A 12,154-nucleotide genomic window follows, 5' to 3' on the forward strand; every position below is an offset into this window, starting at 1 on the left:
ACTTTTTTTTAATTTAAAAGTTAAACTAAATACTTGTCAAGCGAGGTGCGTTTTAATATACTTAACATTTGTTTAAGATCTAAATACACAGGTGGAGTTAATTTCGAGTTTCATTCATCAGTTTGGCAATGGAATATATTGTTTTTTGTCATTTGCCTTAATCATTTCTGTTGTAGTGTTTGTGCATGAATATGGGCATTATGTTGTTGCCAAAGCATGCAAAGTTAAAGTTGAATCTTTTTCTATAGGTTTTGGTCCTGAAATTTTTGGTTTTAACGATAAGTTTGGAACTAGATGGAAATTAAACGCTGTTCCATTGGGTGGTTATGTTAAAATGTTAGGGGATACTAATGCAGCGAGTGTCCCAGCTGATCAAAAAGAATTAACTGAAGAAGAAAAGTTATATTCATTTCATACAAAACCGCGGTATAAAAAAGCAGCAGTGATTTTTGCAGGGCCTTTTGCAAATATGATACTTGCTGTTATAGCTTTTACAATATTTTTTAGCACGGCAGGTTATTACCGCACTTCACCGGTGATTAGGGATGTAATTGAAGGAAGTGCAGCCAAACAAGCTGGCCTATTACCAGGTGACACTATTACACAAATCAATGAGCATAAAATAAAATACTTTGAAGATATTTCACGTGTGATAATGTCGAACCCCAAGACGAGAATGGAAATTAAATATAGCAGAAATAATGAGGAGCGTAGAACTAGCCTGACTCCATTGACAATTGAGAGTAGAGATGTTTTTGGCAACATAATAGAAAGAGAAACTATAGGGATTATTTCAGTCAATACATTAAAGCAGTCATCTTTTCTTGGGGCTGCGAGCTTATCAGTAAGTGAAACTTACCATACTATGTGCTTAACGATCAAAGCTATCTTTCAAATTATCGTTGGTAAGAGAAGTGCAAGTGAAATAGGTGGACCAATAAAAATTGCAAAATATTCAGGGCAATCAGCCAAAAAAGGATTTATTATGGTTGTGTATCTCATGGCAATTATTTCAGCTAATTTAGCTGCGATTAACTTGCTACCAATTCCGCTACTGGATGGTGGGCATTTATTTCGTTATATTATAGAAGCAGTTATACGTAGAGATTTAAGTTTGAAATATCAAAAATATGAGGCTACCTTTGGTGCTTTCATTTTGTTCTTGCTGATGGCAATTGCAATTTCGAATGATATTAGGAGTCTTTTTTAAAATAAATATGAAAAAGCTATTTTATATACTAATAGTAATTTTTATCTCCTTTCCCGCTCTACTTGTTGCTTTAGAAAATAAGGAAAAAGTACAGATCAAAGATATCAAATGCATTGGCAATGAGCGATTAAGCAATCAAACAATAGGGTTTTATATCAAGTTAGAACCTGGTAGCTATGTAGACGACGATGATATAGATTCGGTTATAAAAGGTTTGTATAAAACAAAGTTGTTTGCTAGTGTTAACGCTTATATCGATGATAAAAAAAATTTGGTAATAAAAATTCAAGAAAATCCACTAATTAACAAGGTAATATTAAAGGGTAATAAGTTATTTAACAGCAAAGAGCTGCTAAATAATGTAATTCAGTCAAAAGCGCTAACTATTTTCACTGAAACAAAATTGCAAAACGATTTAATGAATTTAATCACTGCTTATAGAAATAACGGTAAGGTTGGTGTTAACGTTGCATATGAGCTGAATAAGCTTGATAGTAATAGGGTCAATCTAATTTTTAAAATAAAAGAAGGTAAAACCTCTAAAATTAAGGATATAAGATTTATAGGCAACAAAAACTTTTCCGAAAATGAGCTAGAGCAAGTTATCAAAAGACATAGTAACGATATATTTAGTAAGTTATTTAGAGCCATTTTTAAAGGCGGAAATCATTATTCACCACAGCATTTATTGATTAACACAGAATTGCTCGATCATTTTTATTCGTCTAAGGGATATATTCAAAATAATATTCAACCAATTGTTGAGGTTGATAATAACAATCAGATAGAATTGACTTTTTTGATTGACGAAGGACAGCAATATTTGTTTGGAAATAATGAGGTTAATATTGAAACTGAAATTCAGGATTTGAGCTTAAAAGAAGAAATATTAGACTTTATAACAGAGGAAAACGATAAGATATTTAATAGAGTTAAAATTAATAATACAGTAGAAAAAATAAACAAGTATTTAAATGAGAAAGGATATATATTTGCAAAAGTTAATCCAGAGTATGCACAACGTGACAATGTTGTGGATGTAACTTACAAAGTGCTGCCGGGTAAAAAGATTTATATAAATCAAATTACAATTGATGGTAATGATCGCACTTTAGATAAGGTGATCAGAAGTAAGCTAAGTATAGCAGAAGGTGATGCGTACAATATATCTGAGATTCAAAAATCACGTAAAAAACTAATGAGTAGTGATTTTTTTAAAACAGTAAAAGTAAATAGTTATGCAGTTAATGACAATGCAGTAAATCTTGACTTAAATGTTAAAGAAAAAAGAACTGCTTCATTATCTTTAGCAGGAGGTATGTCCTTTCCTGGTGGAGCATTTGTAAAAACTGATTTCACAGATCGTAATTTATTTGGTAGTGGTAAAGAGCTCTCTTTTGCTCTTGAAAAAAATAAATATTCACTTTCTACTAATGTAGAGGTTGTTGAAAATAATTTTAACGATTCTGATACATCACTAGGTGTGGGCGTATTTTATGAAAAACAAGATAAACCACACACTAGCTTCGACAGTTGTGACATGGGATTTTCAACAAAATTATCATACAAAGTTATAGAAAACTTAACTAATTCCATTCGCTACTCTTACAAGTATAACCGTATACACATGGATAATAAGGGTGGAAAAGACAATGACATCTCTGATATAATAAAGGGGCAAGGAGGTGAACATCAGATTTCATCAGTAGGATACACATTGGCATATAATAAACTGGATAATCTTTATGCTCCAAAAGAAGGATATTTATTGCGTATAAGTCAGGATATTTCAGGATTGGGAGGGAATGTAAACTTCCTAAAATCTGAGTTTTTGTCTTTTTACACGCATCCTATATTAAGTAAAATTGACGATAGCATAATACTACGCTTTAAGATGGCGGCAGGTCATATTTTTTCTTATATCGATGAAGATTTAAACATCGGCCAGCACTTTTTTAAAGGGAGTAATGAGATTAGAGGGTTTGATCTTTCTGGTATCGGACCAAGAGCAATAGACAACAATAAAAGCTCGTTAGGAGGCAAAACTTATTTTAATTTAACACAGCAAGTAGATTTTCCACTACCAAAACTATATGACTATGCTGGTATCAAAGGCTCATTATTTGTTGACTATGCAACACTTTTTGGCTTAGATGATAAAAATGAGAAATATAAAGGTCTATATAATGATAGTAAGCTTATAAGAGTGTCACCAGGTTTTGGCTTTTCAATGCCTTCTCCTTTTGGTAGACTTAGATTAGATTTTGGGTTTCCTTTAGTAAAGGAATCTTATGATAGAATACTATCACCAAATGTTAAATTTTCTATTGAAGCGGGTATTTGAATGAAATATATACAGTTATTTATATCAGTTATTGCCTTAGTTATTTCCCTATTTGTGGGGTATAAGTTTGCAGGATATCAACCTCAGAACACAAAGGCTGCCATTATTGATAGTGATAAAGTTATCAATGAATCCCTTGCTCTGCAAAACATACAACAACAAATAAAGGAGCAGAATTCTAGATTACAACAAGAATTTGAAAGTGAGTTAGAAAAACTTAAGCCATCAAAAGAAGAATTTGAACTTTTGTCAGAAGAAGCAAAAAAGGAAAAGACAGAACAGTTTAATAAGCATACTGTAAATGCTAGAGATGCTTACACTAAAAAAATGTTGTATTTAGAAGAAAGTTATAGAGATGCAGTAGAGAGTGTTTTTAACAAGATAAAAGAGGTTGCTAAAAAAACGGCAGAAAAAGACAACATAGATTTGGTACTATTTATTTCAAAAAAGAACCAAGTTTTATACTCTATGGATGAAGTTGATTTATCGGATATGGTATTAAACAATATAAACAAGGAAATACCTGAATTTGCTTTAAAAGGCATTGAGTAGGCTTATGCAATTTAATATCAGTGATATTATAAAAATACTACCACATTCTTATCCGTTTCTCTTAGTAGATAGGGTTATAGAGTGTGATCCTGGTAAAAGTATAAAAGCAATCAAAAATGTGACTTTCAATGAGCCATTTTTTATTGGTCATTTCCCTGGTCATCCAATAATGCCAGGAGTCTTGATAATTGAATCTCTAGCTCAAGCATCTGCTATATGTGTTCTTGGTAAAGAAAGTCAAGGTACAATAGAAAACAAAGCTATTTACTTTATGTCTATTGAAAATGCGAAATTCAGAAAGCCAGTCACTCCAGGGGACACACTGATTCTGCAAGCTAATGTTAAAAACGCACGTTTAAGTGCATGTAAATTTGAGTGTATTGCGTGTATTGGTGAAGAAAAGGTTGCGGAAGCAACGATTTTAGCTATGCTACAAAATACGTAATATACAAAAGACAGTGTGCATACTGTATAATGCAGCTTAATATCTCATTTTCAAATTTATATACTCGCAGTGGATTAATAAAATTGGATGAGACATTTTTGAATTATATTAAATCATGTGATGAAAGCTTGTTTTGTTCATTAATTGAAGCAAGGGAAAATCAGATTGGTGATAGCCAGTTAATAATAGACCTCTCATATTTATTTGACGAGTTCATTGCAAAACTTTTCAACATTAAAAAAGAAATAGAAGAGCTAAAGAAAAAACATAATGACTTTGCTGTGATATATAAATGCAAAAGGTTGTTTGTCCAACGCTACGCATTGAAGAAATACATGAATGTGGCGAATATAGATATTACTAACAAACTAAGTCATTTTCTCACTTTGCCAACAACAGAAAAAATTTTTGCCGAGCAGGTGATGCATTGGTTTGAAGATAAAGAAAATCACAAAGAAGAAATAGAACTTGCGGCACAATATGCAGTGTGGAGAGTAAAAAATAAACAGAGTATATTATTCAGTATTCATAAAAAAATCGACCACGAAAACCTCATACCATTTTCTAAAAAAGAAGTAGACAAAGCTGGAGTGCTGTATTCAAATGAAGTAAAAAGACGATATGGTTTTGATCTAACAAGCAAAAAGGTGAGTTTGAATAAAGCATTAGATAACGCTCACTACTGCATATTCTGTCATAAGCAAAATAAGGACAGCTGCTCAAAGGGGCTAATTAATAACGACAATACTTTTAAACAGTCCCCACTAAAAGTTGAGCTGCATGGCTGTCCACTAGAACAGAAAATATCGGAAATGAATCTGGTGAAAAGCGAAGGTTACAGCATAGCAAGCCTTGCAATTGTGATGATAGATAACCCATTATGTGCGGCTACTGGGCACAGAATATGCAATGACTGCATGAACTCGTGCATATATCAGAAACAAGAACCCGTGAATGTGCCAATGATTGAAACAAGGATTTTGGATGATGTGCTTAGTTTACCGTACGGATTTGAAATATATTCTCTGCTCAGCCGTTGGAATCCTTTAAATTTTCAGCGTTCATTGCCAAGAGAAAACACCGGAAAAAACGTTCTAGTTGTAGGCCTTGGTCCTGCTGGTTTTAATTTAGCTCATCATTTGTTGAATGATGGGCATAACGTTATCGCCATTGATGGACTAAAGATTGAACCTTTAATCGATAATTTCCAGCTAATTAAAGATTTTGAACACGAAAAATTGAGTGAACGCACGGCAGGTGGTTTTGGTGGAGTGGCAGAATATGGCATTACTTCTAGGTGGGATAAAAATTACTTAAAGATTATTAGATTGCTGCTGGAAAGACGTGAGAATTTCGCACTTTATGGGGGCATTCGTTTTGGTGGCACGATTAATGTTGATGATGCTTTCAACTTGGGTTTTGATCACATCGCACTAGCACTTGGCTCTGGCAAGCAACGAATGATCAAAATAAAGAATATACTAGCTCGTGGAGTGCGTATGGCATCTGACTTTCTTATGTCGTTACAACTGACTGGCGCTCTTAAATTTGATTCTATAGCAAATCTGCAAGTTCGTATGCCGATAGTTGTCATAGGTGCGGGGCTTACTGCGATTGATACTGCCACTGAAGCTTTAGCGTATTATCCAATTCAAGTAGAAAAATTTCTTCTTCGTTATGAGATATTAGTTGATGAGTATGGAAAGGACTATGTTGAAAAGGATTGGACAGAGGAAGAGCGCAAAATTGCGAATGAGTTTATATTGCACGCACAATTGATCCGAGAAAAGCAAAAGTTAGCAAAAAAAGAGAGTAGAGAAATAAAAATATTGGAGTTAATGCAGAGTTTGGGGGGAGTGAAAGTTGTATATAGAAAAGAGCTAAAAGATTCGCCAAGTTATCGATTAAATAGCGAAGAGGTGCAAAATGCACTTTCAGAAGGGATTTACTTTATTGAAAACTTAGAGCCAGTTGAAGTTGTGACGGATAAATATAACCATGCTGAATTAATAAAACTAATAGACACAAAATCCGGCGAAATCAAATGTATTAAAGCACGTTCTATTTTTATAGCAGCAGGTACTGAGCCAAATATAGTTATTGCAACAGAAGATAAAAAGCATTTTAAATTAAGCAATGGGTATTTTACTCATTTGAATTCATCAGGAAAAGAAATAGATCCAATATTTTCCCCTAAGATGCAGAATAAAGACAGGATATTAGTATATAAGCAAGGCAATAAAACAATTAGCTTTTTTGGTGATCTTCATCCTTCGTATAGCGGCAGCGTCGTGAAAGCTATGGCAAGCGCTAAGAATGGTTACCCTATCATTTCTCAGCTTTTGAATAGAGTTAATAGCTTCGTTTCTGTCACTCCAGCTAGAATCTCGGAGTCATATGCACAATTGTATGAATGTTGTAATGTAAGAGTAACTTTCACCAAAAAAGATGTCATTCCAGTGCCCAGACACTGGAATCCAGAAAACTTAATTTTGAATGAGTACACCAGATGGTTGTATAGTCAGAACTGGATTTCAGTGTCAGCTACTTGCACGACACCACCTGCTATGCGAATTACCTACAAATTGCAGCATTTGTACACTAAAGCGTCACGCGCTAGAATAATATCAGAACACCTGGCTAACAAAGAGTTTTTCAATAAAATCAAAGAGCAATTCACTGCAAAGGTTATAAAAGTTCAATATTTAACAGACAAAGTTGTGGAAATAGTGATCAAAGCACCACTTGCGGCAAAGAATTTTAAACCTGGACAATTCTTTAGGTTGCAAAATTTTGAAACCAATAGCAGAAAAGCCAATAATACAAATCTTGCTATGGAAGGTATAGCCGTAACCGGCACTGAAGTAGACAAAAAAAAAGGAATTATTTCCACTATTGTGCTTGAAACTGGCGGTTCCACTAATTTATGTAAATGTTTTAAAGAAGGTGAACAAGTAATTCTTATGGGTCCAACTGGCAGCCCTACTGAGGTTTACTAAGTCTGGATATTAAAGTGATGCCAAATTTTATTTCAAAAAGTAAATAATTTATTAACGCTCGTGCACAAATTAAAAATAAATTATGCACGAGTGTAGCATTGTGAATTAAGAATGCTATATTAAAGCTTACCTCACTATTAAAGCTATCGGTCAGATTAGATTAAAACCTAATCTGACCGGTTTCTCTATAACCCTCTAAACTCTGATATAATTATATGATAATTAGTTTAATTAGTGGTTAATATGCAAATTGATTTTATTCATATATTGAGATAGCATAAACCATATTGGTTTAAATTATTGTGCAACTTTATAAATCGTCACTGTTACTTCTACTGACTGTATTAATAGTTATAGTCCTAAAGTTACCTGAAAATTTGAGCATTGCAGTAAATTGGTCTCTCCCAATTCTGGATTTTGATTTATCTTTTCGTATCATACTAATATCTTTTTTATCAGTTGCATTTTTAGCTGTTCTACCAGCACAAAATTTGACTTTTTCAGAGATGCTATCTTTTGCTGCTTACACTATTAGTTCACTTTATGCAGTTTTATCTGAACATATGATATTGGTTATAATATTCTGTGAATTAATGACCGTCAGTGCATTTTTTACTATCGCAGCTGGCTGTAGAGATAGTGAATCTGCAATAAGGTACGCTTGTGTACACTTTTTCGTTGGAGTTATATTAACAGCAGGATTGGCACTGCAAAATACTAACCTGATAATTTTAGGTTTATTGATAAACTGCGCTTATTTCCCTTTTTCGTTTTGGGTTGTTGATGCATATCCTGCTGCATCGCTACATGGCACTACATATCTCTCTTTATTTACCACTAAAATCTCTTTTTTAGTGATGCTTTTACACACTTATAACTTATGGCAAGATTGTACTGAAATATTAGCGCTTGTAGGCGCCATCACTGCAATTTACAGCATTATATTTGCTTCTCTTGAGCAAAATATTCGTAGATTTTTATGCTATAATATTATCGGACAAATGGGCTTGCTGATTATTGCAGGAGGTTTACTCAGCCCTTCGGAAAAGGCAATACCAATTTTGATACTGCATATAATCTTCTCTCTTGTTTATCAATCATTATTGTTTGTGGTCAGCAATTCGATTATTTCACGAACAAAAACAATTAGTTTTAATGGAGTAGGTAAACTGATGTCAGTGGAAGGCATGTGTGCTATAATCGCAATACTTACAATGGCTGCATTTCCTGGAACCGCTGGATTTATCAGTAAATCATATATCACAGCTGAAATTGAAATGAACACTGTTGCCTTAAAAGGGTATAAAAATTTATATAAGGTTCTAAATTTGCTGCTTTATTTAAGCGTGGGGCTAAAGTTTCTTTATTACTTATTTATTGCAAAAAGTAAGTCAAAACCTTTAGCAGAGAGGGGGGGCAAAGCGACTATGATCATTTTAGCATTTATATGCGTAATCACTGGCAATCCTTACTTGCCTATTTACAATAAATCTTCGATTTTCGATTTTGTGTACAACACAAAAAATATTTTGTCGCAATTTAATTTGTTATTATGTACCACTTTATTGTTTATTCCTTTACGCAAGTTATTTTACCCGAGAATAAATTTTAAAATGGATCTTGATTGGACTTTTAGAGCTTTCATATCCTATATTGTCTTGCTGTTCAATCAGTTAGTCTCTAAAACTAGAGAAATGTTTGCCAGCATAGTGCAAAACTTGACTAATTCACTTGCTGGTTTATACTTTAATAATATTACTAAACTTAAAGAAGTGCTGGATTATGACTCAGTGAGTTTTGTTTCAGCTTCTTCTCTCTTTTTAATGAGTATTCTACTAACGCTATTATGTTTAAATCGTTAACTGAAAGTTTAAATTCTGTATTTAGTAAACTGAGAGGAAAGTCAATCATTTCTGAAGATGATTTTAATCTTGCCATGCGTGAAATACGTATAGCTTTAATTGAAGCTGACGTTTCACTTGAAGTTGCGAAAAAATTCATCAATGACATTAAAGATAAAGTGATTGGGGAAAAAGTCATAAAAAGTGTTTCTCCAGCACAAATGATAATTAAAATTGTGCAGGATAATTTAGTTGCAGTTCTTGGATCAGAGAAAAGTGACTTAAATCTAGCAGTTAAACCCCCTGCTGTGATTATGATGGTGGGCTTACAAGGTGCAGGTAAAACAACCACCTCAGGAAAGCTTGCTTTAAAGCTAAAAAAGCAAAAGAAAAAAGTGATGCTTGCCTCTTTAGATATTTATAGGCCAGCTGCCCAGAAACAACTTGAGGTGGTGGGTAAACAAATAGACGTACAAGCTTTATCTATAGTAATAAATGAGGGGCCTATTGCAATTACAAAAAGGGCATTGGCAGCAGCAAAGAACGATAATTATGATGTATTAATACTAGACACCGCAGGCAGGCTTCATATTGACAATAATATGATGAATGAGTTAAAAGCCGTAAAGGAAATGGTTTCACCTGCAGAAGTTATTTTAGTAGCTGACGCAATGATAGGCCAGGATGCGGTCAACATTGCAAAATCATTCAATGAGGCAATAGGTGTAACCGGCATTATTCTTACCCGTGTTGATGGTGATGCACGTGGTGGTGCTGCTCTTTCTATGAAAATGATCGCCGATTGTCCAATTAAATTTATTGCTTGTGGTGAAAAATTAAGTGACCTCGATGATTTTTACCCCGATAGAATTGCAAAAAGGATACTTAATATGGGTGATGTTGTCTCATTGGTTGAAAAAGCTGCTGAGATTGTTGGTCAGGAAGAAATTGATAAGTTACAAAAGAAAGTAAAAAAGGGTAAATTTGACCTAAACGACCTAGTGGGAATGTTAAAAACTCTCAATAAAATGGATGGTATTAGCAACATAATGAAATTCATTCCTAGTTCATTCACAAAAAAGCTAAGTAGCAGTGTGCCAGATGAAAATAAAGTGAAAAAATATATAGCTATTATAAACTCAATGACTGAAAAAGAAAGGCAAAATCCAGATATTTTAAATGGCAAAAGAAGACTTAGAATTTCTAAGGGGTCCGGAACAAGTGTAACTGAAGTTAATCTTCTGATTAAGCAGTATAATCAAATGAGCTCTGTGGTAAATAAGTTCAGTAAAGTTGACCATAGTAAACTCAAAGAATCTGATTTGATGGATATGCTAAGCAGAAAGTAAGTCAGCAGGTAGTGGAATGAGACAATTGTCAGTAACCCTTTAGCTATATCAAAAGTGGCTTAGGTCTCGCAAAAAATTTTACAGCTTCTTGCTAGCCAAGAAATTTATTATTAATTTTAGGAAATACTATAGCTAACCTAAGAAAGGTTTCCCTATGTCATACCGCGGTTCATTCCATAGCTGTACGAATGTTGTGATTTGGGCCTACCAGAAGGGCAATGCCTCTTATCCAAGTACCCTCTTCTTGTCATTCCAATCTGGAATCCAGTTTTCCATATAACCTCATCAAAAATGTTTATTTTCTGGTTACTTTTATACTTATCAACTCAGTATGCTTACTTACAATTAAAATTCCTGGATCCCAGACTGGGATGACACCCTCCTGATGGACCAAAATCACAACGTTCGTACAGTTGTGCGCGGTATAGATTCCGCTAACTAGTAGCGGAATGACGGTTTTTCAAATTGTAGGTAACCCTAAGCCACTTTAGCTATATACTTTCCAACCTGTTTTCACTCCTAATCTTTTCTTATTGATTTACAGCAGGTTCTTTGTTACAGTTCATAGTTATGCAAAGAAACCTAAAGCCTTATGAGTTTATTTACAGCCAGTGATTTACATAGTTTGGAACTGTATAGCTGAGTATTGTATATGATAATATTGATAACAAACGATGATGGCTTTGGAAGTAAAGGAATAAAATTACTCAAAGAGATTGCACGGAATTTTACCTCAGAAATATGGATAGTGGCACCAGATACTGATAGAAGCGGGGCTGCAAGATCTCTTGATTATCCAGTGAAGCAATCTATTGGAATAAACCAACATAGTGAAAGGGAATTTAGTGTGTCTGGTACTCCTGCAGATTGTGTCATTATTGCGCTAAATAAAGTTATGAATAAAAAACCAGACTTAATATTGTCCGGAGTAAATATTGGATCAAATGTCGGGGACGATATTTGTTATTCAGGAACAATTGGTGCTGTAATGGAAGGTGCTGCAAGGTCTATACCTTCTATTGCGCTGAGCCAAGTTTATCATGATAAAATAGACTGGCACAATACAAAGGTTTTTGCACCAAAGGTTATTGCCAAGCTAGTTAAGGTTGGTTGGCCTAAAAACATAGTGATGAGTGTAAATTTTCCTGCTACAGAAAAAGTAAAAGGAGTAGAATTTGCTGAACAAGGTGAATATAACATTGATGGGGATTTAACTTTTACTGAAAATTCGAATGGCTCTTTTAGCTTAAATTGGTCTCGAGAGCACTCAGGCAGTGGTAGTGTAAATAAAATAAAAGAAGGATTTATTACTATCACACCAGTAAAATTAGATTTTACAGATTATGATACATTGAATGCTATGAAAAATTCTTGTGCAGACGAATTTTCTTCTATAGCTGACTAAGAAAAACAT

8 protein-coding genes are annotated in these 12,154 nt (G+C 33.8%); all 8 read left to right on the plus strand.

What is annotated here, in order from left to right:
• Positions 1-91: 91 nt before the first annotated feature.
• Entirely contained in the window at positions 92-1,210 is a 1,119-nt protein-coding gene (rseP, locus tag OZD70_RS05050) for an RIP metalloprotease RseP (RefSeq protein ID WP_275021288.1), read from the plus strand.
• A 7-nt stretch (positions 1,211-1,217) separates the two neighbouring features.
• Positions 1,218-3,554, plus strand: a complete 2,337-nt coding sequence (gene bamA / locus OZD70_RS05055) for an outer membrane protein assembly factor BamA (RefSeq protein ID WP_275021290.1) — start codon at positions 1,218-1,220, stop codon at positions 3,552-3,554.
• Entirely contained in the window at positions 3,555-4,106 is a 552-nt protein-coding gene (locus OZD70_RS05060; protein WP_182183705.1) for an OmpH/Skp family outer membrane protein, read from the plus strand. It begins immediately after the preceding gene.
• A gap of 4 nt (positions 4,107-4,110) precedes the next feature.
• On the plus strand, positions 4,111-4,551 hold the full coding sequence (gene fabZ, locus OZD70_RS05065; protein ID WP_275021293.1) for a 3-hydroxyacyl-ACP dehydratase FabZ: 441 nt from the start codon (positions 4,111-4,113) through the stop codon (positions 4,549-4,551).
• 29 nt (positions 4,552-4,580) lie between these two features.
• Positions 4,581-7,550 (plus strand): WPE palindromic element domain-containing protein, encoded by a 2,970-nt coding sequence (locus tag OZD70_RS05070; RefSeq protein WP_275021294.1) that lies wholly within the window; start codon positions 4,581-4,583, stop codon positions 7,548-7,550.
• 302 nt (positions 7,551-7,852) lie between these two features.
• Positions 7,853-9,412 carry a proton-conducting transporter transmembrane domain-containing protein gene (locus tag OZD70_RS05075; protein ID WP_275021295.1) on the plus strand — a complete coding sequence of 520 codons (1,560 nt, stop codon included), beginning with the start codon at positions 7,853-7,855 and terminating at the stop codon, positions 9,410-9,412.
• Positions 9,397-10,740: a signal recognition particle protein gene (gene ffh, locus OZD70_RS05080; RefSeq protein ID WP_275021297.1), complete on the plus strand. Its 1,344-nt coding sequence runs from the start codon at positions 9,397-9,399 to the stop codon at positions 10,738-10,740. The genes OZD70_RS05075 and ffh overlap by 16 nt, the downstream gene beginning before the upstream one ends.
• A gap of 652 nt (positions 10,741-11,392) precedes the next feature.
• On the plus strand, positions 11,393-12,145 hold the full coding sequence (gene surE / locus OZD70_RS05085; protein WP_275021298.1) for a 5'/3'-nucleotidase SurE: 753 nt from the start codon (positions 11,393-11,395) through the stop codon (positions 12,143-12,145).
• The last annotated feature ends 9 nt before the right edge of the window (positions 12,146-12,154 follow it).

It is taken from the genome of Wolbachia endosymbiont of Drosophila tsacasi (genome assembly GCF_028982115.1).
In the GTDB taxonomy this organism is placed as follows: domain Bacteria; phylum Pseudomonadota; class Alphaproteobacteria; order Rickettsiales; family Anaplasmataceae; genus Wolbachia; species Wolbachia pipientis_B.